This window comes from Lactobacillus sp. (assembly GCF_014803895.1).
In genome coordinates, this window is the sequence record NZ_JAAVAU010000017.1 from 94,463 (window position 1) to 119,583 (window position 25,121).

A 25,121-nucleotide genomic window follows, 5' to 3' on the forward strand; every position below is an offset into this window, starting at 1 on the left:
CTATGGCACAGAGAAGAATGTTTAGCAAATTAGTTGTTGATACTGATAATTTCATGGATTTACCAGCTAGTGCTAAAGTTTTGTATTTCTATTTAAATATATACGCTGATGATGATGGGTTTGTTAGCAATCCCAAAACCATTAAGCGCATGATTAACGCAAGCGATGATGATTTAAAAATTCTGATTGCTAAGCAATATCTTTTAGCTTTTGAAGATGGAGCAATGGTTATTAGACATTGGCGCATTCATAACTACATTCGAAAAGACAGATATAACGGAACAGCCTTTCAAGAAGATAAGTCCCAATTACTTACTGGTGAGAACGGAGAATATTTACTAGCCAAAGATGTTACACCCGAAAAAATTAGTCACGAAACATCGGTGAAAGTCGCAAAAAAACAACGGGTTACCGATGGTATACCAGTGGTATCCAAACGGTTGCCTCAGGTTAGGTCAGGTCAGGTTAGGTCAGGTCAGGTTAGAGAATCTCTCTCTAGCGAGAGAGAGGAGAGAGATTTTATTAATCCAGTAGTAAAAGAAAATCTTGATTTAATTATTGATACATTCAGCAAAGCTAATAAATCTTTATCTAAAACCGATAAGTCTAAGTTAGTTAAAACACTTGATAAGTTAGATCTAGTTGAAAATAGCGATATAAATTTAAAGATACAAAAAGTTACTCAAATTGCACTTAAAAGGGGTGATTACCCATTTGCCTACTTGCTAAAGTGCTTGCAAGACCTAGATAGTATCAATCTTGAGACGAATAAAATGCAACCACAGCAAATTACTAAAAGCATTGATTGGAATAATTATCATCCAAAATCGGAAAGTGACGAACCTGATTTATCTAAAGAAAAAATTGCTGAGATTTTCCGAAAGTATGGAGCTAGTAAATGAGGCCCTTAAGATAAAAGTTATAGGAGAAACTAATGGAAACTGAAATGACAAAGAAAATGAAGCGAGCGCTCGCTTATTACATGATAAAGCAAGGCATAGAAGATAGCCCAGATACACTGTTGCAACTCGAGACAAAGCAGCAAAAGAATTGTCCGTATTGTCATGGAGATATATTACCCGTAAGCGTTTGGGGACATAGTGTAATGGCTTTAGTAAATTTGGAGGGGAATTATGTCATTTGCGCTGATTTAAAAGATCCAACTGCAGATAGATGGATTACACAATACACAATTTTTGTTAAGTATTGTCCAATGTGCGGGAGGAAGCTAGAAAAAGGCAAGAAACAGGAGGACTAGCAATGGTTTTATCTATCGAAGAATTTAAAGCTAAACTACAAGATACCAAAGTAAGTGAAGCTGAAAAGAAAATTGAAAATAGTATCGATGAAATATTAAAGGAGATTAAGCCGTGAATAGCACAGAAAAAGAAATAGATAGAATTAACAAATTAAGAAGTGCCGGTTTTTTCAAAGCTGAGTACATTAGCAATGCTCATCATCAAGCTTTGCAGATAGCGTATAAGTTGGGTTACTCAACTCATAAGAGTTTTTACATCAGTGCCAAGTCTCCATTTGAAACAATTGAAAAAATGTTAGGACCCTGGTTTGTTCCAATCATTCGCACGGGGATTTGTGCCACTACTCGTAGAACAAACCTCCTGTGCGAAGACATGATTGAGCAATTTGAAAAAGGCAAAGCAGATAAGCATGGAGATAGGAGATTAAGCCGTGACGATTAAATCTTTTTCCTTTGTAATTCCTGGTGATCCAAAGGGCAAAAGAAGCGCAGAATGACGATTTTAGACGGTGTTTATAAAGATGACAGTCAAGTAACCGCATGTTCAATTAAAAAGCGGTACGGAGCTAGCCCAGAGGTTAGAGTAAAGGTTAGCTGGCATGAGTGAAGAAGAGAAGGAAAGAATTGGTTGGTATTAATAGCATGAGGCTATGTACTTGCTAGAAAATTCATAGAGAAGATTAATGACGAAAGATATAGATCAATTAACAAGTGATTTTTGGAATGTGGTAGATGAAAGTGACTTTACTCAAGGTTTGAAGTTACTTAATGAGATTGCTGAATATAACAAAGAATCAATTTACGATGAAGCGAGTCATATGCTGGGAATAGCAATTGCTGAAGGTAGTACTTTGGTAATGATGAGCATCGTATTCGGAGCGGATGCACAATTTACAGAACAAGATGCAAGAGAGATAGCGTCAAAAAGAGTTAAGTTCTGCTTCGGTCTCTATGACAAGGTATGTCCAAGGGATGAACTAATAGATGAAAATGCTCAGGCCGGAAATAAATTCATCATAGCTGCTTATGAGAATAATAAGGTTGATGGCTTACTTGCTGCAAACAGAATAGCTGAGTTGCATTTAGGTAGTTTGAATAAAGAATTAGCTGTTCTTACGGAGTGGGGATTGTATCTCAATAGTAGTTTGATTGCTAATTTTGCTAATAACTTGAGCAAGGAACTGGAGGAAAATTGATGAAAATCTTAGACGCATGTTGTGGCTCTAAGATGTTCTGGTACGAAAAACATGAGTCACATACCACTTTTATTGATATAAGAAGAGAAGTTAAGGAAGTCAGGGACCGCGATTATGTACGCAAAGTGAAGGTAGAGCCAGATTTAATTGCTGATTTTCGTCATTTACCCTTTACTTCATATCAATTTGATTTGGTAGTATTTGATCCACCTCATCTACTTAAAGCGGGTAAAACAAGTTGGTTAGCTGCAAAGTATGGGGTTTTAAATAAAAATAATTGGAAAGCTGATTTGAAAGCCGGCTTTGATGAATGCATGAGAGTATTGCGACTTGATGGAATATTACTGTTTAAGTGGAGTGATACTGATATCCCACACAGTAAAGTTTTAGAAACTGTAGGACAGCAACCAATTCTGGGAGATAAACGTGGTCACACTAGATGGAGCGTTTTTATAAAGCCTAATGAAGACAATACACCGTCTCCATCGTTTACAACGGACTATATAAAGGAGCATCAACATGATAAAGCTTAATTTGCATACCGACAACCATCCCGGTAATCCTAGAACAAAAGATGTGCATGTTGAAGACTATATGCTAGTCCAAAATGCTGCCGTGGTTCTTACTTCAGGGAAAATTATTTATACAACTACACATCAGGAAGATGTTTTGAAAGAAGTGAGTGAAAAAGGCTACTTAATAACGTGTGATTTTAAAGATTTTGGTATTTGGGAGCCTACTAAGCTGGACCTAAAGGATATCAAAGAAGTTACAAGCATTGATGAGATTGAAAAACTTGAAAAGAAAAAGGAAGAGGAAAAAATACTCTACGATACTGAACGGTGTCGCCAGAAATTTGAAATAGAGCATGCTGAATGGGTTAGAACCTTGGGTAAGGTATTTAAGCAGATGCGACTTAGTAAAGGCTGGAGCGTTAAAGAATTAGCGCATAGAACACCATTCAGCACATCTGATATCGAGCTGTATGAAAGTGGAGAGCGTGAAATTGGAGACTTGCGTCTGAAAACTTATGCCAAAACTTTCGACACTACAGTTAGTGAAATACTAGAAGCCGTTAAGTGGCATAAAAAATAATCGGAGAAAATTTACTATGACAAGAAAAAATGAAGAGTATAAGTCAACTGACAACGAAAAATGGATGCGAGAATTTTCAAGAATAGCTTGGACAGTCAAAGATGGAAAAGCAGAGCCTCCTAAATTCGATTTTCCTAAGGAAGTTAAGGATCGTTTAGATTGGGTTATTAAAAATACCAATCCTGAAGTATGCGGAGTGTCTGTATCTTTCTGGGGTCAGGTGCAATTCTTGTTTGAAGATACACCAAAGATAAGACATGAGTGGGAAATGTTTTCCACTGTGCCGTGGATGCCTATAACTAAGAAGTTTGAAGACTGGGCTTTTCCCTTCTTCTTTTCCCATCCTAGACAGTTATCAATGATTTTGTATCTAGCTTACGGAAATACCAAGGAATGAAAACAGTAGCATTATTACTCGGATACTTTGGCTTGATTGTCTTAGTTATCTGGATAGTTGAGAGAATATAGGAGAAAAATTAATGATGCTAAATGGAACTTTCGAAAGATATAAAGTATTTTCATGAGATTTAAAGGGGTTTAGATATGTTGAAGTCAACTGACCGGTTTACGGTTGAATATGTAATCAAGAAGTATCTGGAGTCGGTACATTGCTACCAACTGGCAGGATTAGTTGAAAATAATTCACGTCTATTATGTGAAATTATGGCAATAGGTGGATTTAAAGAAATCAACAAGGGTTTCTCAGAATTTATTGATGAGAATGGCTTAGTTGATGTTATTAGAATGGTATTGAAGGAGGTGCCTAAATCACATGATGACTAATGATGAAAGAAGACGCCGTCTGGGGGGCGTTAGGACCTTATAGAAAGCTTTCAATTATTAGTAAGTTTGACACTGCTACATTGACAGTAAAAGACTTGTATGAGCTGGAACAAGCAGCATATAGAAGGGGTTATATTGACTCAATCGCAAGACATGATTTTGAAAGATACGGAATAGAGCATTAAATGATTTTCTTGGAGGGATGCAATTGATGAAGCAAATGGAATTTAAAGGAGTAGAAATTGATAGACAAGCTACAGCAGCTTTAACAAAATATTTTTTAAAGTATGAGGTTGATCACTATAGAAGAGTTGCCGGGGTGATTAAAATCGACTTGTCTAGCCCTACTTTGGGAGTTGCATCCTCCCATTCAGGTAGTAATAGTTCTGAGAAGAGTATGATGAGAGCTTTCCAAAAAATGGAATATGCACAGAATGTGTTAAGGGCAGTAGGCTTGGCATATCGTAGCTGTGATATGACTAGTCAAATTATCCTTAAGTACAGTTGCTTTGAGAATTACTCGGATATTCAACTACTACAAAAAGTACCATACCAGTCTCGAAGCATTACCAAGCTTAAACAACGTGCATTTTGCCAATTTGCTGAAGCGATGATACCCGCAAAAGTAAAATTTAATTGTGAAGGTCTACATGATTTGTTGATAGAAAAAAAAAGTGCGGATTGAGTGCGATTTGACTGCAATTTCTTTGCCAAAGTAGTGCGTATTAAGTGTCTTGAAAGATGTTTAAATATGTATCGTAGGGTTTTTAGGTAGGAGCCCTACAGCGGATGCGCAATGAAAATGACTGATTACTTTTTGAATTTTTCTTCAAATAGGAATGATCCTCTAGTGGATTTTTTGAGTTGCCATGAGTAATGCCTTGTAAGGTAGGAACTCCATAGGTCGGTTCGACTCCGGCTATGGCAATAAGGCCACGTGTTAAACGGCTCTAACTTGGCACGCTGCTTGCAAAAAGACACCTCCAAAATGTTTAACATAATATTATTCATTGTCAGCAACTGGGGTTGGACTCCCCGGCAAGTTTTAGCTAGTACATAGTTGTACTAGTATGTCAATAAAAACAAAAGCGATGACCCCTACAAAATAGGGCGAGCGAGCCAGCATGTCAATTAAGATTTATATCTGAAATTGGTTATCATTGCCCGCTGGCTTTTTGGAGTTATACCCAAGTGGTTTAAGGGGCGGTCTTGCTAAGACTGTAGACGATGCAGTTAATGTTATCGTGCGAAGGTTCAAATCCTTCTGGCTCCGTTGCTACTGAAAAGTAGCATTAGAGATATATCCAATAATTTAACTACTATCTACCGGGCACAACACCCGGGTTATGTGGAAGTAGCTCAAAAGGTAGTAGCACCTAGGTCCCAGGTTATGCCGGTTCGAGTCCGGCCTTTCGCATTATCGTCCGTATCTTATAAAGAAGGGAGGATACTTCCTTCTTAAAGCAATAAATTCAACATAGCACGGACGATTTAAGGCAGTGTAGCAAAGCGGCAAACGCAGCAGACTGTAAATCTGTTCTCATCGAGTTCGTTGGTTCGAGTCCAACCACTGCCATACCCTCGTAAGAGGGGTTTGATATTTTCATTAATATATCCTCTTGATTAATCAATAGTTTGTATGGCTGGGCGGAAGATGGATCACATTCATGGTATTCAGACAGAAAACAAACTACAATACTGCACTTTGATAAACCACTAAGAAGTGATCTTCACCCAACTATGAAGCCGATTCCTTTATTTGACTATCAAATTAAAAATAGCAGTAAATCGGGAGACATTGTTCTCGACTTATTTGGCGGTTCGGGAACTACATTAATGGCTTGCGAACAAAATGGACGCAATGCTTATTTAATGGAATATGATCCAAAATATGTAGATGTAATTATTGATCGTTGGGAGAAATTTACAGGACAAAAGGCTGAATTTATAGAAGACTAGCAACAACTAGTCTTTTTATTTTGCAAAAAAGGTGGTGAATTTTAGGCGTGACAAGTAAGAAAAATGAGGCAGGAAGACCCCCGAAAATTACTGACAAAATAGTTAATGAAATGAAGCAGTATATGGTCGCCGGTTTATCGCTCAAAGACGCTTGCACACTGCTTGAAATTGGATACAACACCTGGAATGACTATGAAAGAAACCACCCGGATATTCGGGCAAAAAGAAAAGCATGGCAAAACATGCTTAAAGCACAGGCACAAGCCAACATTGCTAAGCAAGTTTTGAGTGTAAAAGACCCTAGCTGGTCAAGCTATATATTAGACCGTGAATTGAAGCTTGAAGAAAAGAGAGCCAATAGTTCGCTCATAAGAGCCAGAGCTAAACGAGAAAGAATACAGGCTACGTTGCTACAGAAGCAGGTAGAACAGACAGACCAAGTAGCAGGCAAGGCATTAGATAAGATGCAAGATTTAACTACTGAACAGCTTATCTCTTTAACACATTTAGCAGATGAGGACGATGAAGAAGATGAAACTTAATCTTTTAGAAAGACAAGGCATTGTTCAAGCAGCAAAGATGGAACTAGCCAGACGAAGCTATGCCGATTACTTTTTACTTGCTAATCCAACAGCTAAGATGTACCCACACATAAAAGTTATTTGTGATGCATTGCAAAAAATTATAGATGGTGAGCAGCATTTTTACATTATCGAGATGCCGCCCAGACATGGTAAGTCTTTAGCTATTACCAAAACCTTTGCTAGTTACTACATGATGAAATACCCCGAACGTGAAGTTATGATTACAGCTTATTCAAAAAAGTTATATAAGCAGTTTTCAGGGGATGAGCGTAGAAAATTTAAAGAGTGGGCACCTAGACTGTATGGATTAACAACAAGTGTTGATTCAGCGGATGAATTCCAGATTGCAGGACATCAAGGTAAATTTCATGCTACTTCTATGACTGGTGGTGCAACAGGTATGGGTGCTGATCTCTTGATTATTGATGATCCAGTGAAAAATGCAATTGAGGCTAGTTCGCCAACTATAAAAGACCGTATTTGGAATGAATGGACTGATACATTTTCTACCCGTGTGCAAGGTAAAAAATCATCTGTGATTGTAATCATGACTAGATGGCAAACAGATGATTTAGCAGGTAAATTGCTTCAAGAAAAGGCTTTTCCATGGGAAGAAATAAAATTTCCTGCAATTGCAGAAAATATTCCACTAGGTGAAACCGATGAGTTAGGCAGAGTTAATGGTGACCCGCTTTCTGAAGAGCGTATGTCTTTAAAGGCATTGCTAAGACAAAAGAAAAATATGGGTACACAGCGGTTTAATGCACTGTATCAGCAAAGTCCAACTATTGAGGGTGGTAATATCTTCAAGCGTGAGTGGGTCAAGTACTATGTACCTGATAAAGAAACCATGGCTAAGCTGGGACTAACAGAAAAGGAAGTAGCAATTTTACCAAGACACTTAGATAAAGTAGCACAGTCATGGGATGCAACTTTTAAGAGTGGGGAAAATGATGACTTTGTTGCGGGGCAAGTATGGGCTAGACGTGAGGCTAATTACTATCTTATGCCGGGTGATGTGCATAAACGTATGACCTTTACAGAAACCCTTGCAGCTATCAGAGAAATGACAGCACGTTATCCACAGGCAAATGCCAAGTACATCGAAGATAAGGCTAATGGATCAGCAATTATTGATACATTAAAAGATGAAATTGGTGGAATTATACCGGTTGAACCCGAGGGAGGTAAGGAAGTTCGTGCTAATGCTGTATCTCCTTTATGGGAAGCAGGAAACGTTTATGTTCCGCATCCCTTATGGCGACCAGAAATAGAGGACTGGCTACAAGAAATATTTCAGTTCCCTAATGGTCCACATGATGACCGTGTAGACTCGATGACCCAAGCACTCAATAACATTAAAGTACGGCAGAGTGAAGATATATTCTCTAACTTTTATGGTATATAGGGGGAAGTATGGTTAATTTTTTTACTAAGATGTTTAAAAATGACTCAATAGAAGAAAAAACAGACGCCTTAGAGTACATAAATAATTCTTACGGTGTTGCACATAGTACGCCAAGATTAGATACTACCGATTACTATAAGTTGTCTGAAAGCTACCATACTAACGGAATTGCAAGAAAACTGGTAGCTAAGCCAGCAGAAGATGCTACAAGAAATGGCTGGCGTTTAGTGATAAATGGGGATGAGAAAAAGCAGAAAGTATATCAGCAGGCGCTTAGTGCCCTTAATTTAAGAGCTGCTTTCTCACAAGAAATTATTTATCAGCGATTATATGGTGATGGTTATATAACTTTTGGTATTGATGAGATAAGTAAAACGAGGACTGACATCCCTTTGATGGCAGATAATATAAAAAATGTTAAATATGTTAATGCTTTTTCTCCAATTAATGTGGTTCAGACTAGGGTAAATGATAATCCTATGAGTGAGGATTACGGTAATGAGTCGGCTGTAGTCGTGAATATCACTAGTAACGGTGAATCAGTAGATAAAGACGGTAATATTAAGTTTGAACCATTGACTACTGAAAAAATAGTGATTGATAAAAGCAGATACTTCCATGTTTCGTTAGATAAGATGGAAGATGACGAAACTGGGAACTCCATTCTCGTTAGATGTCAAGACCAAGTGGATGCTTTAGACAGCGCTATTAAGTCAACTAATGAATTTTTAGAAACTTATAATACGAGGGCTTATTTCAGTTCAAATGTGACAAATTTGGAAGCTGGTAAAAAAAGAAAGCTAATGGAGCTTTTTGAAAAAGGTTTACGGAATCAATCTTTTTTACTTGCTGGTGATAAAGATAGGTTTGAAAATATATCTCCTACCTTAAGTGGTATCAACGATTTATTTACTCACTCATGGGAGCAATTAACTGCTGTGAGTGAAATTCCTAAGTCTATTATGATTGGTCAGCAAGCAGGTACATTAGCCGGGGCGAGTGTTGATGTACAAAATTACTACATGATGGTTAAAAGCTTGCAGGAAGAAGTAATTAAGCCTCAGCTAGTAAAAATTGTTGAGATGCTGATGTGGTCTAGTGACATTGGTGGTATAAGTGAAGATCCAACAAGCTTAGATTGGAAAATTGAGTTTAATCCTTTATATTCTGATGATAATAAGACACAAGCTGAAACCTTTCGGATTTATGCTAATACTTTATCAACTCTTGTAACTACTGGAATTATTGGGCTTGATGAAGCTGCAAGTATGCTGGAAAGTCAAGATAATAATTCCGTTCATATGATGCAGATGAGTAAAAACGACTCACTAGAAGAACCAGAGTATAGTAAAGAAGAGTTAGATAAGTACAAAAAGATATTAGAAGATATAAACAATGAGTAAAGAAATTAAAATTCCTCCTACTCGGTATCCAATCAAGATTGAAGACTGGTATTTTAAGACTCTTCAGAGCTTTATAAAAGGCTGGAAGAGGGATGCAGAATATTATCTAAAGAACTATATAAATCCTTATATCAAAGGTGGTAGTACTTTTAAATTAGATGCTGATGGCGATATTTTAGATAGAATACTTGAGTCTCTAAAGTTGTTGGATACAGCTATTGAAACAGCTCAGAGTGATCATGTTCTTGAGATAACGATTGAACAATTTATAAAGGCTGTGGATAACTTTAGTTACAACAATTCACTTATCCAGATGAAAATCATAGGATTAAACCCAATTGAAAAAAATTCCAAGTTAGATAACTACTTTAAAACTAAGATTCATGAAAATGTCCAACTCATCAAAGGCTTTCGTGATGATTATTCTAAAAGGCTAGAAGGTGATATTTATCGCAGTATTACTGATGGTGGTGGTGTAACTAGCATTACTGAAAATCTTACTAAGCGTACAAATATGGCGGTCAAACGAGCTAAATTAATTGCTGTTGACCAAACAGGCACGATTATCAGCCAAGTAAATGCTTATCGTGCAAAAAGTGCAGGTGCGGAAAAGTATAGATGGCAGTCAATGGAAGACCAAAGAGTTAGACCAAAGCACCGTGAGTTAGATGGCAAGGTTTTTGCATATGATGACCCACATGGTGGAGATGATGGGAAGCTACCCGGCGAACCTATAAGGTGTCGTTGCGTAGCTGACCCAGTATTTGAAGATTAATAGACGCTTAAGTATAGCGTCTTTTTTTGTACCCAAAATTAGGAGGAAAAATTATGGTAGATGTAAAAAGCGGAGCAAGTAATCAAAGTAGCAGTTCTAGTGAAATTAAGGCTAGTGCAACAAGTTCTGTGGCAAGTGTGGCCAAAGTATCTAGCACTTATAGTGTAAGTCCTCAGGTAGCCCCTAAGGCTACTAAACCCATTGAAACAAGAATCAATATGAAAGGAGGTGAGAAGCCTATGGCAACTAAGAAAGCAGCAGTAGATCCAACTGGTGAGTTTGATTATTCAAAGGCTGTAGCATATCAAGTACAAGAAGGCGATACTTTATTTTCAGTTGCTCAAAAGTTCTTAGTAGCAATGCAACAGTTACGCTACTTTAACCACATTAGACCGGGTAGAAACTTAAGAGTTGGTAAAACTATCTACATCCCTAAAGAACCAATCAATGTGCCTGTAGGTAAGTAAAAATGCTTCGATATGATAGCGCACCTATAAAGAATAAAAAATTTTATAAGGATCCAACTTCCGGATACTTAACTTTTAAAGATGTACCAATTGCACGCGTGGGAGTTTTCCCATATCGCAATGCAGACGGTAGCTATCACATGGAGGCAAAGTTACCAGAAGATTTATTAAATCCTGATACAGTCAACTCAGCTAATAATAAAGCTTTGACGGATGACCACCCCGGAGAAAGTGTAAATACTGAAAATTCTACGCAATACCTTAAGGGCTTCACTTCTGGGAATGCCCATGTAGAAGATGGAAAGATTAAGGTTGATGTCACTTTAACGGACAGCGCCTTGATTGAGGAAGTAGAATACGGGAAAGAGGAGCTTTCTATTGGCTTTGCTACTGATACTTTTCCAAAATCAGGAGAATTTAAAGGTACAAAATACGATACGGTTCAAAAACATATCCGTATAAATCATTTGGCTGTAGTCAAGCGTGGACGTGCTGGCCATACGGTGCGGTTAACGGGGGATTCTGCTGAGTTGGTAATGGATAAGTTAGATAGTAAAAAGAAAGAGAGTAAGCAGATGGAATATACAACTGTAAGACTTGATGGTAAAGATATTACCGTAGCTAAAGAAGATGCAGCTATTGTTACTGGCGCAAATGATGCTGGGAAGGATAAAGATGCACAAATTACAGCTTTAAAGAAAAAGATTAAAGATCTTGAAGGTGATTCTGAAAAGACTAGTGACCAAGCTAAAAAGGATAAGCAAAAAGCTGACTCGCTAGAAGAAGAAAATAAAACTCTCAAAGAAAAGCTTGAAGAGTTTAAAGGGGATGCACTTGATGAAAAGATTGAAGCCGCTGTAGAGTTACGCAATAAAGCTAACAAGTTTTTAGGCGATTCTTATGACTTTTCAGGTAAAAGCGAAAGAGAAATTAAAGTTGCAGCAATTAAGACCGTTGATGACTCATTTAATCCGGAAGGAAAAGATGAAAGCTATATCAGCGGTCTTTTTGATGGGCTTAAACCTACTGAAAGTACTTCTGGTGTGGTTGGTTTCAAATCTAATCGTGCAGATAGTCTATCAGATGAAGCGGCGGTAATTGAAGCTCGTAAAAAGAGATATGGATTTTAAAAAGGAGGTAGTAAAGTGGGAATTCCAGATGCAGTGATGTATCACGATGGTAATTTAGGCGCTGGTACTGTAGCTACTACTGAACCATCAACAGTTAATGGAGAAATTGCAGGGAGCGATATTTTATTTGGCTCAGCAGTCACTATTGAAGATGGAAAAGTGGTTCAAGCTAAGGGTGGCAAGATGTTTGGTGTGTCTTTAAAGCGCACATATTCTATGACTGATGACTTTATTAGTGATCACGTTGCAGAAGACCATTGGTATACTGGTGAAACACTTGGAGTTTTAAGAGATGGAACTATTTCAGTCTTAATCAGTTCAGATGTAGATGTTAATGATTTTGCTGCAGTAGATGCAGATGGAAAGTTTAAAGTTGCAGAATCAGGTGATGATGTAGTAGGTGTCTTCCTAAGTTCAGGTAATGCAGGCTCAACTGCTAACTTACAAACTAGAATTCAATTTAATAACTCTACTTCGGCTAATGCTACTGCTACCCAAGCCGATAATAAATCATCTGTTAAGCAAGATACTCAAGGAAAGGACGGTCAATAATTAAATGCCAATTCCAGATAATACAACCATTCTAAATAAGCGTACTTTAACTTATTTAGATAACAAATTGTATACAGCAAATGACGTTCCCTTAATCGGACGTTCTCTTTTTGGCCATATGCAGGTTGGTGCATGGGACGAGTTTGTTAAGTACTACGTAGTAGAAACAACTGGTCAAGCTATTAAGTACACTAACCGGATGACAAACATTCCTACTGGTGATGAAAACATTACTGAGCATGCAGCTTACATCACTAGTTCTGTTTTTGCCACCACTTACTCAAATGAAGAGTTAGCTAAGGCTCAAAAGTCAAATATTAGCTTACTTGACTATAAGCAAAAGGAAACCGCACGTGCTTTTGCTGAACGTGAAGACAAGATCATTTTTAACGGTGAATCTAATTCAAATTCAGCATTGAATATCTATGGGTTAACTTCTAATGCTGAAAAAGTTGGATACCAATCAGAAGATATGCCAGCCGACTTATCAACGATTGAAACTGATAAATTCGTTAATTGGTTTAATGAGATGTTAGATAAGATTACACTTGACGGCTATGAAAATATGAAGCCTACATTGGTTTTACCAAAGAGAGCTAAGCATTACTTAAAGCGTATCTATAATGACTACAATCCAGACAAAACTTTATACACCATGATAAAAGATGACATTGCTGACATTAAGTTTACTGATGCACTTAAGGGCAAAAATATTGGTAAAAATAAGAGTAGCATGGGGTTGCTGATGTTTACCGATTCTACGACTGGTCAAATTGTTGATGCAATGGCACCAACACGTCAGCCGGTAGAATACTCAAATATGGTTACTAAAATCCCTTATTTGCAACGCTTAGGTGGCGTGATTATCCGTAAACCTAACGCAATTATGCAATTAAATAACATTTTGCCTAAAGAAAATGATGAACAATAATTTAAGCCTTACTACTGTGGATAAAGTACGTGCTACTTCTAGTGATTTAACTGATGGAATTAGTGATGATACTTTAAAGCTTTTAATTGAAGATGCTTCAATTCAAGTTATTGCTGATGATTTTCCTAAGACAGTTAATAATGTTCCCATTCAGGAATTAGCTGCTAGGTATTTAGCACTACACTTGATTACAACTCAAAGTGTAGCTTCAAGTGAAAGCGTCATCTCTGAAAAGGTGGATGTTATTGAAAAACACTACTCAGATAAGAGCCGACTAGATTGGCTTAAATTATCTCCATATGGGCGTATGTATTTACGTTTATACAATCGCTATGCAGGTGATTTAGGACTAATGGTAATTGAGTATGAGTAATCAAGTAGAGCATTGGAAAAAGGCTATACAAGAGCTTAAAAAACTGAACAATTATCAAGTAGCTATCGGCTTTTTTGGTGAAAGAGATAGCAGATTACTTACTATAGTCAGAGCTAACGAGTATGGGGCACATATAAGGCCGAAAAATGGTCAGTGGCTTACTATACCTACTAAGGAAGCAGAAGATGGGGATAATGGCTTACCTAGAAGCGCCAAAGAAATAAAAGGACTTTTTAGACCGAAAGGTAAAAATATTTTATGTGTGAACAGGGATGGAAAGCTGGTAGTGATGTACTACTTGGTTAAATCTGTTGATATTCCTGCACGCCCTTTTATCCGTACGGCGTGGATAGAAAATAAAGGTAAGTATGCATCCCTTATTAAATCTGGTATTGAGAGTATTTGCTTTGAAAACGGAACTGCAGAGAAGCTGTTAAAAAAATTAGGCGAAACTGCGGCTAGTGATATACGCAAGGCATCAATAAAGCTTTCTAAACCATCTAATGCTCCTGTTACTGTCGAAAGAAAAGGCTCAAATAACCCACTGGTAGATACTGGTGAGTTACAAAAAAGGGTTACTTATAAGATCATTCCAACTGGAGGCAAGTTATGAAGCTAGATGTTTTAGATATGCTGAATGAATATGGCGTTGACTTGAAAGTTCAGCCTTTCCACAAGGAATATGATGATTTTGGTGTTAAAGTTTCAGACTCACTAGATAAGTGGGAAAGCAGGCACGAACCTGTTTATCCTGCCAATGGTGGTTCACTGGCGAATATCATTAGTGGTGGCACAATCGTTTCTGATAGCCTTATTTGGCTTTCAAGTAAGGATTACAAGATTGGCACAGTAGTAGATGTTCATGGTCAAAAATACCGAGTTAAAAGTAAATCTAATTATTTGGACTATGCAACACTAGTGAAATACGAACTAGAGGGGGATAGTCAAAGTAAAGATGGATACTAAATTACTAAGTGACCATAAATTAATTATTTATATACTGGGACAGATGATTAAAAGGCTTTGCAACTGTCCCTTAATTTATGAAAGCCAAACATTAAATCAAGAAAAATATCCGTTTTTTACATACAACTTTATTAGCTTAGAAGAAGACCTAACATTCGACTGGCAAAAAGAACATCAACCATATAAAGCTCAATTCCAAGTGGATGCATATTCTGATAACCCGCTTGATGCAGAAGAATTGATATTAAAGTTATGGGAAGGTTTAAAATCCAGTCAATACAGAATATTTTTCACACAAGCTGATATAACACCTCAAACACTAGGAAACACTAGTAATAGAACAGCATTAGTAACTGGAAACTATCAATATCGTTTTGGGTTTGATGTTACTTTTTCACTATTAAGAGGGGTTGCAAAAGACGTAAATCAATTAAACTTCGATGGACAAGACTTAACCATCGAATCCATTTCAACGAAAGAAGAGGAAGATTAAATGACAGGAATTGCACCATTTTCTAAAACTTCAGATGTTGATGTTGTTTTAACTATTTTAAAGCCACGTCCAGTTATTGGGCTTGGCAATATGTTAATTTTGAATGAATTAGCACCTGTTCAAACAACACCAACCAGTTCAGCAGATTCAAATGCTGATAGTTCAGCAACTCAACCAGCTACTAATACTCCATCAGGGGCAACAAAAGTAGCTGGTCTTTTAATGGACAAAACTGATTCAGTTAGTGGCGCTGTATATCGTGAATATGCTAACGCAGACGCTGTTTTAGATGATTATGATGAAGATTATGACAACCCAGTATATGCCAAGGCAGCAAGCTATTTTGCGCAAACTAACCCAAGTGATCGTGTGGCTGTATTGAGTTACCCACAAGGCAAGTTACAAGATGCTTTAAAGGCATTTTGGTTTAATAACTGGACATTTGCAGTTACTACTTCAACTAATGAAGATGATCTTCAATTAGCTTCTAATATCTTTGAAACCAATAAAGATCACTTCTTACTAATTCAACGAAATGATATTAATGCATTTGAAAAGTTTGTTGGCCAAAACTATACCATCGGTATTAAGCATGATGAAAGTGAAGCAATGGATGCCGCATTAATTGGTTCTACTGCTTCTCTAACAGTTGGTTCGGTTAACTGGAAGTTCCGTGAATTAGAAGGCATTACCCCTGATGAGTTGACTAGTGGTGAGCTTTCACAAATTAGAACAGCCCACTTGATTGCTTATATCACTATTAATGGTCAAGGTGAAACTACTGATGGCACTGTTATGTCTGGTGACTATATTGATAGTTTGCATGGTGATATTTGGGTTAAGACTAATATTGAAAGCGAATTGCAAAGCTTATTACAGTCTTATGACAAGATTCCATATGACTCTACAGGAATTAATTTAATTTCAGCAAAAGTTACTAGTGTACTCCAAAAAGCTTATGAACAAGGCATTATCTTGGAGGATGAAACCACTAATAAGGGTTCCTACACAGTTACTGCAACTCCAAGAAGTGCCCAACCACAAGCTGATTTATCTAAGCGTCACTATGGTGGTGTTTCATTTACTTACCACCGCAGCGGTGCAATTGATACTGTAAAGGTTGCTGGTACTATCGAAAGCGACACTTTAACCAATAACTAGAAAGGAATTAATAAATAATGGCAAACTTTAACAATCCAAAAACAGGTTACATTGACCCTCCTTATGACTCTGGCGACCTTAGCTTAGTAATTAACGGCGTGTTGATGTTTGATTTTGCGTCAGGCTCAACCGCAGTTGAATATGCTGATGATAATGCAGTTGCTTCTTCAACTGTTGACTTACAAGGTGCAGCTAATATTTCAATTAACCACAAGGGGACTGGTAAGTTAACAGTTAACTTATCTCAAATGTCACCATGTAATAAAGTATTGACTGATTTATTAGATCAAAGAAAGATTTTCTCAATTGATTACCGCAATAGTGATTCTCACGTATATAGTGAACACTGCTACATTGAAAAGCACCCTAATGTTACTACTGCTGAAACAGCAGGAACTTCAGCATGGTTAATCGTGGTACTAGACAGAACTATTGAAAGTTTATTAGGCGACTCATAATCGCCTTTTTTTACACTTAAAAGTTTCAAAGCTTTTAAGTGCATTTTAGATTATTTATTTTTACAAAGGAGAAATGAACAATGGCAGCAACTAAGAACAACAAATCAACCAAGATGGCAGAAAAGGTATTGAAGCAGCGCAAGAACGCAGCAGAACTTGCCAAGGAAAGTGAAATTCCAACTCTTCAAGGTCAAACTGAGACCGTCACTATTCGTCCAGAAGGATCTAGTCCTTATGAATTAACGCTTAGATTTCCCGGAGTAGCCCAAGCTTGGAGAGTATTAGAATCTGATACAAAAGATAGTGTAGGAAATATTGTGGGGCCAGCAGTATTAGAAAATGCCCTTAATGCGGGAATCATCGTGTATCCAAAAATTAACAGTATTGATTTCTGGAATGTTCACCGCGGATTTTATGAATCTGCAGCGGAAGTAGTTAAATTTCTTACAGCACGGCTTAACTAAACGCAAATCTAATAAAGAAATAGATGAAGAAGCTGATATATTACAACGTCAACTGCGTTTAATTCTTCATGGCTTTCCTAAAGACATTGTTAATGTTGCCACAGTAGATGATTTGCGAGTTTTAGAAGAAATTGATAAGCGAAATGTCGAAGAAAAAATAGAAGTAGATTCAGTATCTGTAGCAAAAGGTATAGCAATGTTATTTGAAGGAGGTAAGTAGAATGGAGCAAGAAGGCTTCAATATATTAGCTAAAGTTGATGTTGGAGAAATTGAAAAGGCAAATAAATTAATTGAGAGCTTTGAAGGTAAGATAAAGACCATTCAAAGCTCTTTTTCTAGCCTCAAAATGCCCAACGGTGTTCTAAATGGTATTCAAAGCTTAGATAATGCTACCCAGTCATATATGAAGCGGTTGGAATCAACTGCTCGCTTGTATGCACAAGATGGTAACAGTGCCAAAGCTTACGAAACCTCAATTCAAGCTTTAAATGTTAAAACCATTTCCTACAAGGACACTATAGGCGAGTTAACTCGTAAATCTAAGGAACAAATAAATCAGCTTGAATTTCTTGGAAAGACTCAAGGAACTACTAGTAAAGCTTATCAAGATCAGAAAGCTAAGCTTGATGAAACGATTACCAGCTTAAATAACTACAAAATAGCTTTACGTCAAACTGAAAACCTGCTTAAAGATATGCCTGATGCTGGTTTTCATAAAATGCAACTCTCTGTTGAGGAAAATGTTTCTGCTATCAAGCGTTTAGAAGCAGAAACTAAACTTTATACAATTGAGGGGAACAAAGTTAAAGCTAATGCTACTGCTTGGCAAGCTAATAAACTCAGAGTTGAAGAATACCAACGTGAGATTAAACGTACTCAATCTGAGGAATCAAAGCTTAGAAGCGAACTGTCAAAGCTTGATCAAGGTAGTGAAGCTTATACTCGTACCAAGACTAAAATTAATGAAGTTAAAGCTAAAGAGATTGAGTTAAATTCTGCAATCAAAAAGACGCAAAGTGCAATAGAAAAAATTAGACCTACTGGATTTAATAGATTAGTTAGTGCGGCTGATAAATCTATTAGTAGAGTAGGAAGACTAAAATCACTACTAAAAAGCGGCTTTGATACTGTAAAAGCTCCTGCTATGGCAGCCGTAGGTACAGCTAGTGCAGTTGGCGCATTTTCTATAAAAGGTGCAGAAGAATACGGAGACTTAGAGCAACGATATAAAGAAATTAATAACTTAGCTACCCTTGGTGGTGAAAAGCAAGTCGAAGTAACTAAATCTTTAAAAGATATGCAGTCTCAAGGACGTGATATGTCTTTACAGTACGGCAAGTCACAAAAAGAAATTGCAGAAGGCTATGAAGATTTAGTAAAAAGAGGCTATACCTCGCAACAAGCTTTAGGGTCTTTAAAGAGCGAAGTTCAAGCATCTGTAGCATCAGGGGATGATTTTGCAGATGTGACTAAAGTTTCATCACAAGCGCTAGAGTCCTTTGGCTTAAAAGCTAAAAGTACTGAAGGGATGCTAAAAAACACTAAAAAAGTTGTTAATGAGTTAGCTTATGCGGCAGATGCAACTTCAACTGGATTTAGTGATTTAGGGGTTGGATTATCTTATGTTGGTGCCACAGCTCATCAAAATCATTTACAACTTGGTGAAACTGCATCCGCTATGGGAGTACTTTCAAATGCAGGACTTGAAAGTGATAAGGCTGGTACAGGACTACGAAATGTTATCAATAATTTAGTTACTCAAACTAATAACATTGGTAGCAAAAATTCTATTTTTAGCCAATTAGGCATAAAAAAAGAAGAAATGCTTGATAGCCAAGGCAATTTAAAAAGCTTGGCAGATGCAATGGATGTTGTATACGCCCATATTAAGGCTCATAGTAAGAACTCAGTAGAAGAAAGTGGCTTTTTTAAGTCTATTTTCGGAACTACGGGTCAACAAGCTGGGCAAATTTTAGCTACTAATACTAAAGAATTAAGGGAACTTACTGGTCAAACTGATAAGGCTGGTAAAAGTGGTACGTATGCAGCCGAATTAGCTAAGAAAAACTCAAGTACGGCTAAAATGTCCATTCAACAATCTAAGATGGCTATGCAAGATTTACAAATGCAAATGGGTAAAGCTTTACTGCCTGCATTAGGTGAAGCATCCCAAAGAATGAGTAAATTTCTTAGATCAAAAGATGGCCAAGAGTTTGAAAAAGGTGTAGTAGGTGCAATTAAGAAGGTATCTACTGCTGTAATAGACTTGGTAGACTATGGCGTAAACCATAAAACCCAAGTAAAGTGGATTGCGGGAGGTTTTTTAGCTGCTTACTCAGTAAGTAAGGGACTTAAATTTATTAAATTTCTTGGGGATGTAAAAACTGCAATTACTGACTTAAAAGGCGGTAGCAGTATCTTACAAGAAATTGGCGGCGGAATTGGTAAATTATTTGGTCATAGTGTAGAGAACAAAATTGGTTCTACAGCTATTGATACCGCAGCTGATGTAGCGACGAGTAGTAAAGGCGGAATATTTAAGAAAATCTTCCGTCGAGGTGGTTCTAAAGTAGCTACAGATGTTGTTGAAGAAGGCGCAGATGTTGCTACTAGCATCCCTAAAAAATGGTATAGCGCACCATTAGAAACTTTAAGACATTCTAATAAAGTAGCTGGAACAAGTGGTCTTGTATCAGGATTTAAAAACTTATCCACAGTCGGTAAAGTGGCTCATGTAGCTTCTGTGGCAGGGATTGCCTTAGATGCGGGATCAGATATATTTAGTGCTATTCAGCACAAAGATAATGCTACTCAAAGAAGTAAAGATATTGGTGGCGCTAGCGGTGCAGCTATTGGTGGAGCATTAGGTTTATTTGGTGGTCCACTAGGTTCAATGGTTGGTGGCTATGTTGGCGAAAAAGTCGGGCAGTATGCTGGTGGTGCAGCCGATAAAGCAACTAAAGGGTGGCAATCTTATCAAAAAGATAGTACCGCCCCTACCAATAAATGGTCTTGGAATAATGTTGGTTGGTCTACTGCTAATACGGTTAATAAAATTAGTAACTGGAGTAGTCAACAAGGTTCTAACTTTAATAAATGGACTAATAATACTGGTAAATCCATAAGTCAAAACTGGAATGGCACAGTCAAAAATGTTCAAAATTTTGGTAAAATTACCGAAAAAATGTGGGACGGTGCCAAGAAGAGTACAACTACTTTCTTTAAGGATCTCCCTAAAAACTTTGATAGTGCTAAGCAAAATGTAGGTAAATTTGCTAACAGTATTGGTCAAAATATCCATAAAGGTTGGAACACGGCCGCTGATGCTGGTCACAACTTCTTTAAAAATTTACCTAGCAATATAAATAAAACTAAAAAGAATGTAACTCGCTGGGCTGATGATACTGGTAAGTCTATTAAAAAGGGATGGGATACAGGAAAGAAGAATGTAGGCAAGTTCTTTACTAGTATCCCGGGAAACATCACTAAGGCTAAAAAGAACGTAACCCGCTGGGCTGATGATACCGGCAAATCCATTAAAAAGGGATGGGATACCGGCAAGCAAAATGTAGGTAAGTTCTTTACCAGTATTCCTGGCGAGATAGGTAAAGCTAGGAAAGATATTAATAAGTGGACTAGTGATACTGGTAAGAATATCCAAAAAGGTTGGGAAACTGGCAAAAAAGGTGTAACGAAGTTTGTTGCTGATTTACCCTCTAATCTTGGTAAAGCAAAAGATCATACTGATAAGTGGATTAAAGATGTTGGAACAGGCATCCAAGATGGCTGGGATAAATTTTCTAAAGGCTTTGCAGAAGGCTGGAGTAAGTTTTGGGGCGGACTTGGAGATAATTTAAAGGGCTTCTTTAGTGATGTCCAGAAAAAATGGGACGGTCTTAAAAAAGGTGTGGGAGACCTAGGGAAGAATGCTAAAAACGGAGCCGTTGATGTTGCTAACGAAGTAAACTATTGGCTTGGTGGATCACGCACTAAATATAAAAAAGCTCACGCTAATGGTGGGGCAATTACTCAAAGTCATAGCGCCTTAGTTGGTGAGGAAGGGCCAGAACTTGCTTATAAGCCATATGCTAATGAAGTACGCTTACTTGGTGCTAATGGTCCAGCCTTTGAAAGAGTCCATAGTGGAGAGCGTATTTTAAACGCTCGTGATACTAAGAAGGTAATGAATGGCGGTTTGGGTCGTGGCACTATCCTTAAAGGATATGCTAATGGCACAACCACCCTAAAAGAAAATAAAGCTCAAAACTTGCCACAGCCTGCTACGGCACCTGTTGTAAAAACAAATAGTTTTAATACTTTACGTAATAATACAGATAAAGATTTTAAGACTATTACTGTAAATGTTAAGCAGGAAACAACCAAACTTAACAAAAATACGGATAAGGATTTTAAGAATCTTACAGTAAAAGTTAAGCAAGAAACTACTAAGCTTAGTCAAAATACTAATAAGGATTTCAAGAGTACAACTAAGAATACTGAGAAGGAAACTAATTTAATTTATCGTCATACTTACGATGATTTTAAAGAAACTACTTCTAAAGTAAGCAAGGAAACTAATGAAATTCGAGTAAATTCTGAAAAAGATTACACCAATATGCGCAAGAACGTTGAAAAGCAAATGGATTATTTGCATGACGGTGTAATTGATAGCGCAGAAGGTACTTCTAAGAGCTTTGGTAAAGCTTTAAATAAAATGACTGACTATGCCCAAGATGCAATGAAAGATACCATTAGTCAATTAAACAATGGTATCAGCAGCATTGATAAAGTTCTTAGTCAATTTGGTGGCAATTCCCAAGTTATTAAACCAGTTCATTTTGCTACAGGTACTGATAGTGAAGGGCGTTTGACTCAAAACACTTTAGCAATGGTTAATGATGCTCAAAGTGGACCACGTCAGGAAGCTTTAATATCTGACAAGAATGAAATTTATTACCCTCAAGGTAATAATGTCACTATGATGATTCCTGCTGGCTGGGGCGTTCTTAACGGAGAACAAACACAAAAAGTTCAACAAGCTCAACAAGATGTACACCATTTTGCTAAAGGTTCGGGACTTGATGAAGATAAACTTATTAAGATTGCAGAAGCAGGGCAAAAAAATCCTTCCAAAGATTTTAAGAATAGTTTTCTTTCAAATGTTAAGCCAAAGGGTCCCGACCTAAAACAAGGTGTCATATCCATGGCTGGAAACGGCGCAAACCAATATGGTGTTCCATGGGATAATGCTATTTGGTCGGTCATTAATGATGCAATTGGTGGCGGTGCAGAAGGTAAAGGTGGAACACGTGAAGCCTTTCTTAAATATGCTGAAAAAACATTCTCAGGTGTTCCTTATGCGATGGGAGCAATGAGTAAAGCCACTACCGACTGTTCAGGAATGGTCGCACAAGCTTTAGCACATTTTGGCATTGATATTGGTCGTTCAACAGTAGATATGCAAACTAGCAAAGGCGTGCAATCACTTGGCCAAGATATTTCTAAGACTCAACCCGGGGATATTGTAGTATTTGGTCATGGTACTGGTGCTGCAGGACACGTTGGTATCATCTCTAATCCAAAGACTCACATGATGTTCAATGCTAACGGTGGATACGGAAAAGCACTTGTATCATCAATTGATGAATCTAAATCTATGGGGTATGAGTACTTTAGAGTTAAAGGACTACACGATGCAACCAGTAATGATACTAAAAAGCTAAAGGAGGATAGCCGTCTCAAAACTTTAGCGAAAAATCAACTTGGTAGTAAAGCAATCAAATGGATTCAAGATAATCTTGGGGATTCCGGTGACTTAGGTGGTAATCCTGGCGGTGAAGGTGTTGAACGATGGCGAGGAACAGTTAAAAAAGTTCTTAGAATGCTGAACTTATCAACATCGCAATCAATGGTAGATAGGGTTTTACGTCAAATTAATACCGAATCTTCTGGTAATCCACGAGCTAAGCAAGCTGGTGCTGATCCAGACGGAGACGGTTCAGGTCCAGCAATGGGGTTAATGCAGACTAAACGAGTTACTTTTGATACTTATAAGAGGTCTGCGAATAGTGACATTTTTAATGGTCCTGATTCCATTTATGCAGGGTTAAATTATGCTAAGCATAGATATGGACCGTCTCTTTACTATTTAGGTCAAGGTCATGGCTACGCCAAGGGTGGTCGTCCTACTGTTCGTACTCCATTTATCGCAGGGGAACAAGGGCCTGAATTAATTACTGCTGATGGTCCAGTTAAGGTTGATACTCATGAAGAAACTAAGCGAAAACTTAGTGACGTAAAGAATATTTTGAAAACTTCAAAATCAGTAGTGGATAGACAAGAAATTACTGAAAAGAGCGGTATAAGTTCTACTTTGAAAAGAATCGTTGACAAGATTAAACCCGTAGCCAAACCAACCAAGCAAATCAACCCAACTATTAATATCAACATTAATGGATCAATTTCATCTACAAAAGATGCCCAAAATGTTGCACTTAAGGTTAAGGAAGAAGTAAGTAAAGTTATTGAGCGAATGGCTGATGCATTTGGCTCAGATGTCGAATATGTTTAAGGAGGACTTCATGGTTTTATATGAAGATGGAGGTGGCTAAATGGCTACTGCCAAAAAGAAAAGTAGCAAAAAGACTACTAAATCTAAAGATTTAACAATAGTTTCGGCACGCTTGAAAAATCCAAATTCTAATAAGGCTGAGAAGAAGGCAATAAAAGCTTATGATAAAGCCAAAACTAATTACGATAAAGCTAACTCCAAATTTAAATCTAAGGATAAAGTTTATCAGGCATTAGCTAAGAAAAGGGATAAGGCACGAGAAAAGGGAAATAAGGTTACAGAGGCTAAATATCAAAAGCAAATTAATGCAAGATACCCAGCTTGGAATAGTGCTAAGAAAAAATTAGATAGTCAAAAGGCTGCAAAAGATAAGGCTAAAAAGAATTTAGATAAGCTTATATCTAGTGACAAAAAATATACTGTAAATAAGTTAACTAAAAAAGTTAATACTCAAAAAAAGAAAAACTGGGCACCGGAAGGTAAAGCTGGTATTTTTCAAAGTAGTGGAAATGACAGCACAATTATTTACCTGCACCCAACAGATAATGAAAGTGTAACGACTGCAAGTAATGTCACTAGTTGGGCTGTGGATAAAGGTAGCCCAAGGTCAGATTATGCGAGAATTTCAAGTAAACAAGTTACATTAAGTGGTGTCTTAACTGACGGTTCTACTAAGGCATTAGCTAAATATGATACTCTTAGAACTTGGAACTCAAGGCATTATGAATTGACTTATAAAGGGAATATTTACCTAAAGCATTTAATTATCACCAACCTTGAACGAAGTTACTCGGGCTATAAATCAGACATTAAAGTTAATATAACGTTCACTTTTGTTTATGCGGCAGAGGTAACTACTTCAAGCAAAGATAAAAATCACAGTAAAACCTCTAAGTCTCAAAAGACTACTGAGGGTGATAGAAATAAGAGCTATACAGTAATTACGATTAAGTCAGGAGATACTTTATATAAACTTTCTAAAAAGTATGGAAAATCTGTCTCTTGGCTACAAAAAGTAAATAAAATATCAAACCCTAATTTAATTTACGCAGGTAAAAAGTTAAGGGTTAAATAAGAAGTACTATGTTATAGT

The 25,121-nt window shown here is 37.2% G+C and carries 28 protein-coding genes, 3 tRNA genes and 1 pseudogene; all 32 read left to right on the plus strand.

The window, feature by feature from the left end; genetic code table 11:
- The first annotated feature begins 2 nt into the window (after window positions 1-2).
- The 32 genes and pseudogenes from HDR40_RS06035 (at window position 3) to HDR40_RS06190 (ending at window position 25,103) form a co-directional block, all read left to right on the plus strand.
- Complete coding sequence (locus HDR40_RS06035; RefSeq protein ID WP_290627536.1) at window positions 3-902, plus strand: hypothetical protein; 900 nt, start codon at window positions 3-5, stop codon at window positions 900-902.
- A gap of 32 nt (window positions 903-934) precedes the next feature.
- Window positions 935-1,258 carry a hypothetical protein gene (locus HDR40_RS06040; protein WP_290627538.1) on the plus strand — a complete coding sequence of 108 codons (324 nt, stop codon included), beginning with the start codon at window positions 935-937 and terminating at the stop codon, window positions 1,256-1,258.
- Between the two features lie 112 nt (window positions 1,259-1,370).
- Window positions 1,371-1,700 (plus strand): hypothetical protein, encoded by a 330-nt coding sequence (locus tag HDR40_RS06045; RefSeq protein ID WP_290627540.1) that lies wholly within the window; start codon window positions 1,371-1,373, stop codon window positions 1,698-1,700.
- Window positions 1,701-1,751: 51 nt separating this feature from the next.
- Window positions 1,752-1,865, plus strand: a complete 114-nt coding sequence (locus HDR40_RS06050; RefSeq protein WP_290627542.1) for a RusA family crossover junction endodeoxyribonuclease — start codon at window positions 1,752-1,754, stop codon at window positions 1,863-1,865.
- A 76-nt stretch (window positions 1,866-1,941) separates the two neighbouring features.
- A complete protein-coding gene (locus tag HDR40_RS06055) occupies window positions 1,942-2,454 on the plus strand; it encodes a hypothetical protein (protein WP_290627544.1) in 513 nt (170 codons plus the stop codon).
- The gene (locus HDR40_RS06060) at window positions 2,454-2,987 is read left to right on the plus strand and encodes a class I SAM-dependent methyltransferase (RefSeq protein WP_290627546.1); all 534 of its coding nucleotides are present in this window, start codon (window positions 2,454-2,456) and stop codon (window positions 2,985-2,987) included. Before HDR40_RS06055 ends, HDR40_RS06060 begins: the two co-directional genes overlap by 1 nt.
- Window positions 2,974-3,549 carry a helix-turn-helix transcriptional regulator gene (locus HDR40_RS06065; RefSeq protein ID WP_290627548.1) on the plus strand — a complete coding sequence of 192 codons (576 nt, stop codon included), beginning with the start codon at window positions 2,974-2,976 and terminating at the stop codon, window positions 3,547-3,549. The genes HDR40_RS06060 and HDR40_RS06065 overlap by 14 nt, the downstream gene beginning before the upstream one ends.
- A 16-nt stretch (window positions 3,550-3,565) precedes the next feature.
- Complete coding sequence (locus tag HDR40_RS06070; protein WP_290627550.1) at window positions 3,566-3,946, plus strand: hypothetical protein; 381 nt, start codon at window positions 3,566-3,568, stop codon at window positions 3,944-3,946.
- Window positions 3,947-4,092: 146 nt separating this feature from the next.
- Window positions 4,093-4,332, plus strand: coding sequence for a hypothetical protein (locus tag HDR40_RS06075; protein ID WP_290627552.1), 240 nt, complete (start codon window positions 4,093-4,095; stop codon window positions 4,330-4,332).
- A complete protein-coding gene (locus tag HDR40_RS06080; RefSeq protein WP_290627554.1) occupies window positions 4,332-4,517 on the plus strand; it encodes a hypothetical protein in 186 nt (61 codons plus the stop codon). The genes HDR40_RS06075 and HDR40_RS06080 overlap by 1 nt, the downstream gene beginning before the upstream one ends.
- A gap of 26 nt (window positions 4,518-4,543) precedes the next feature.
- Entirely contained in the window at window positions 4,544-5,017 is a 474-nt protein-coding gene (locus HDR40_RS06085; protein WP_290627621.1) for an ArpU family phage packaging/lysis transcriptional regulator, read from the plus strand.
- Window positions 5,018-5,509: 492 nt separating this feature from the next.
- A tRNA-Ser gene (locus tag HDR40_RS06090) sits at window positions 5,510-5,605 on the plus strand.
- Window positions 5,606-5,680: 75 nt separating this feature from the next.
- A tRNA-OTHER gene (locus HDR40_RS06095) sits at window positions 5,681-5,749 on the plus strand.
- Window positions 5,750-5,827: 78 nt separating this feature from the next.
- A tRNA-Tyr gene (locus tag HDR40_RS06100) sits at window positions 5,828-5,908 on the plus strand.
- Between the two features lie 59 nt (window positions 5,909-5,967).
- A pseudogene (locus HDR40_RS06105) lies at window positions 5,968-6,291 on the plus strand (DNA methyltransferase); the annotation flags it as partial.
- A 47-nt stretch (window positions 6,292-6,338) separates the two neighbouring features.
- Window positions 6,339-6,833, plus strand: coding sequence for a hypothetical protein (locus HDR40_RS06110; RefSeq protein WP_290627556.1), 495 nt, complete (start codon window positions 6,339-6,341; stop codon window positions 6,831-6,833).
- Window positions 6,814-8,283, plus strand: coding sequence for a phage terminase large subunit (terL, locus tag HDR40_RS06115; protein WP_290627558.1), 1,470 nt, complete (start codon window positions 6,814-6,816; stop codon window positions 8,281-8,283). The genes HDR40_RS06110 and terL overlap by 20 nt, the downstream gene beginning before the upstream one ends.
- Window positions 8,284-8,291: 8 nt before the next feature.
- Window positions 8,292-9,686, plus strand: a complete 1,395-nt coding sequence (locus HDR40_RS06120) for a phage portal protein (RefSeq protein WP_290627560.1) — start codon at window positions 8,292-8,294, stop codon at window positions 9,684-9,686.
- On the plus strand, window positions 9,679-10,461 hold the full coding sequence (locus HDR40_RS06125) for a minor capsid protein (protein ID WP_290627562.1): 783 nt from the start codon (window positions 9,679-9,681) through the stop codon (window positions 10,459-10,461). Before HDR40_RS06120 ends, HDR40_RS06125 begins: the two co-directional genes overlap by 8 nt.
- A 53-nt stretch (window positions 10,462-10,514) precedes the next feature.
- Window positions 10,515-10,928: a LysM domain-containing protein gene (locus HDR40_RS06130; protein WP_290627564.1), complete on the plus strand. Its 414-nt coding sequence runs from the start codon at window positions 10,515-10,517 to the stop codon at window positions 10,926-10,928.
- A 2-nt stretch (window positions 10,929-10,930) separates the two neighbouring features.
- A complete protein-coding gene (locus tag HDR40_RS06135; protein WP_290627566.1) occupies window positions 10,931-12,058 on the plus strand; it encodes a DUF2213 domain-containing protein in 1,128 nt (375 codons plus the stop codon).
- 15 nt (window positions 12,059-12,073) lie between these two features.
- On the plus strand, window positions 12,074-12,610 hold the full coding sequence (locus HDR40_RS06140) for a hypothetical protein (RefSeq protein ID WP_290627568.1): 537 nt from the start codon (window positions 12,074-12,076) through the stop codon (window positions 12,608-12,610).
- Between the two features lie 4 nt (window positions 12,611-12,614).
- A complete protein-coding gene (locus HDR40_RS06145) occupies window positions 12,615-13,541 on the plus strand; it encodes a major capsid family protein (protein WP_290627570.1) in 927 nt (308 codons plus the stop codon).
- Entirely contained in the window at window positions 13,531-13,914 is a 384-nt protein-coding gene (locus HDR40_RS06150; protein WP_290627572.1) for a DUF4054 domain-containing protein, read from the plus strand. The genes HDR40_RS06145 and HDR40_RS06150 overlap by 11 nt, the downstream gene beginning before the upstream one ends.
- Window positions 13,907-14,527: a hypothetical protein gene (locus tag HDR40_RS06155; RefSeq protein WP_290627574.1), complete on the plus strand. Its 621-nt coding sequence runs from the start codon at window positions 13,907-13,909 to the stop codon at window positions 14,525-14,527. The genes HDR40_RS06150 and HDR40_RS06155 overlap by 8 nt, the downstream gene beginning before the upstream one ends.
- On the plus strand, window positions 14,524-14,880 hold the full coding sequence (locus HDR40_RS06160; RefSeq protein WP_290627576.1) for a hypothetical protein: 357 nt from the start codon (window positions 14,524-14,526) through the stop codon (window positions 14,878-14,880). The genes HDR40_RS06155 and HDR40_RS06160 overlap by 4 nt, the downstream gene beginning before the upstream one ends.
- On the plus strand, window positions 14,870-15,373 hold the full coding sequence (locus tag HDR40_RS06165) for a hypothetical protein (protein ID WP_290627578.1): 504 nt from the start codon (window positions 14,870-14,872) through the stop codon (window positions 15,371-15,373). The genes HDR40_RS06160 and HDR40_RS06165 overlap by 11 nt, the downstream gene beginning before the upstream one ends.
- Window positions 15,374-16,534 (plus strand): DUF3383 family protein, encoded by a 1,161-nt coding sequence (locus HDR40_RS06170; protein ID WP_290627580.1) that lies wholly within the window; start codon window positions 15,374-15,376, stop codon window positions 16,532-16,534. It begins immediately after the preceding gene.
- 17 nt (window positions 16,535-16,551) lie between these two features.
- On the plus strand, window positions 16,552-16,992 hold the full coding sequence (locus HDR40_RS06175) for a hypothetical protein (RefSeq protein WP_290627582.1): 441 nt from the start codon (window positions 16,552-16,554) through the stop codon (window positions 16,990-16,992).
- 80 nt (window positions 16,993-17,072) lie between these two features.
- Window positions 17,073-17,456 (plus strand): hypothetical protein, encoded by a 384-nt coding sequence (locus HDR40_RS06180; RefSeq protein ID WP_290627584.1) that lies wholly within the window; start codon window positions 17,073-17,075, stop codon window positions 17,454-17,456.
- Window positions 17,457-17,677: 221 nt separating this feature from the next.
- Entirely contained in the window at window positions 17,678-24,028 is a 6,351-nt protein-coding gene (locus tag HDR40_RS06185) for a phage tail tape measure protein (RefSeq protein WP_290627586.1), read from the plus strand.
- A 40-nt stretch (window positions 24,029-24,068) separates the two neighbouring features.
- A complete protein-coding gene (locus HDR40_RS06190) occupies window positions 24,069-25,103 on the plus strand; it encodes a LysM peptidoglycan-binding domain-containing protein (RefSeq protein ID WP_290627588.1) in 1,035 nt (344 codons plus the stop codon).
- The last annotated feature ends 18 nt before the right edge of the window (window positions 25,104-25,121 follow it).

Bases quoted from the DNA above. Each gene is read 5' to 3' on its own strand.
- HDR40_RS06040 (WP_290627538.1), top strand. From the start codon at position 935: ATGGAAACTGAAATGACAAAGAAAATGAAGCGAGCGCTCGCTTATTAC.
- terL (WP_290627558.1), top strand. From the start codon at position 6,814: ATGAAGAAGATGAAACTTAATCTTTTAGAAAGACAAGGCATTGTTCAA.
- HDR40_RS06135 (WP_290627566.1), top strand. From the start codon at position 10,931: ATGCTTCGATATGATAGCGCACCTATAAAGAATAAAAAATTTTATAAG.
- HDR40_RS06155 (WP_290627574.1), top strand. From the start codon at position 13,907: ATGAGTAATCAAGTAGAGCATTGGAAAAAGGCTATACAAGAGCTTAAA.
- HDR40_RS06125 (WP_290627562.1), top strand. From the start codon at position 9,679: ATGAGTAAAGAAATTAAAATTCCTCCTACTCGGTATCCAATCAAGATT.
- HDR40_RS06060 (WP_290627546.1), top strand. From the start codon at position 2,454: ATGAAAATCTTAGACGCATGTTGTGGCTCTAAGATGTTCTGGTACGAA.
- HDR40_RS06070 (WP_290627550.1), top strand. From the start codon at position 3,566: ATGACAAGAAAAAATGAAGAGTATAAGTCAACTGACAACGAAAAATGG.
- HDR40_RS06160 (WP_290627576.1), top strand. From the start codon at position 14,524: ATGAAGCTAGATGTTTTAGATATGCTGAATGAATATGGCGTTGACTTG.
- HDR40_RS06065 (WP_290627548.1), top strand. From the start codon at position 2,974: ATGATAAAGCTTAATTTGCATACCGACAACCATCCCGGTAATCCTAGA.
- HDR40_RS06050 (WP_290627542.1), top strand. From the start codon at position 1,752: ATGACGATTTTAGACGGTGTTTATAAAGATGACAGTCAAGTAACCGCA.
- HDR40_RS06035 (WP_290627536.1), top strand. From the start codon at position 3: ATGGCACAGAGAAGAATGTTTAGCAAATTAGTTGTTGATACTGATAAT.
- HDR40_RS06080 (WP_290627554.1), top strand. From the start codon at position 4,332: ATGATGAAAGAAGACGCCGTCTGGGGGGCGTTAGGACCTTATAGAAAG.
- HDR40_RS06085 (WP_290627621.1), top strand. From the start codon at position 4,544: ATGAAGCAAATGGAATTTAAAGGAGTAGAAATTGATAGACAAGCTACA.
- HDR40_RS06055 (WP_290627544.1), top strand. From the start codon at position 1,942: ATGACGAAAGATATAGATCAATTAACAAGTGATTTTTGGAATGTGGTA.
- HDR40_RS06190 (WP_290627588.1), top strand. From the start codon at position 24,069: ATGGCTACTGCCAAAAAGAAAAGTAGCAAAAAGACTACTAAATCTAAA.
- HDR40_RS06185 (WP_290627586.1), top strand. From the start codon at position 17,678: ATGGAGCAAGAAGGCTTCAATATATTAGCTAAAGTTGATGTTGGAGAA.
- HDR40_RS06165 (WP_290627578.1), top strand. From the start codon at position 14,870: ATGGATACTAAATTACTAAGTGACCATAAATTAATTATTTATATACTG.
- HDR40_RS06130 (WP_290627564.1), top strand. From the start codon at position 10,515: ATGGTAGATGTAAAAAGCGGAGCAAGTAATCAAAGTAGCAGTTCTAGT.
- HDR40_RS06120 (WP_290627560.1), top strand. From the start codon at position 8,292: ATGGTTAATTTTTTTACTAAGATGTTTAAAAATGACTCAATAGAAGAA.
- HDR40_RS06180 (WP_290627584.1), top strand. From the start codon at position 17,073: ATGGCAGCAACTAAGAACAACAAATCAACCAAGATGGCAGAAAAGGTA.
- HDR40_RS06175 (WP_290627582.1), top strand. From the start codon at position 16,552: ATGGCAAACTTTAACAATCCAAAAACAGGTTACATTGACCCTCCTTAT.
- HDR40_RS06145 (WP_290627570.1), top strand. From the start codon at position 12,615: ATGCCAATTCCAGATAATACAACCATTCTAAATAAGCGTACTTTAACT.
- HDR40_RS06170 (WP_290627580.1), top strand. From the start codon at position 15,374: ATGACAGGAATTGCACCATTTTCTAAAACTTCAGATGTTGATGTTGTT.
- HDR40_RS06075 (WP_290627552.1), top strand. From the start codon at position 4,093: ATGTTGAAGTCAACTGACCGGTTTACGGTTGAATATGTAATCAAGAAG.
- HDR40_RS06150 (WP_290627572.1), top strand. From the start codon at position 13,531: ATGAACAATAATTTAAGCCTTACTACTGTGGATAAAGTACGTGCTACT.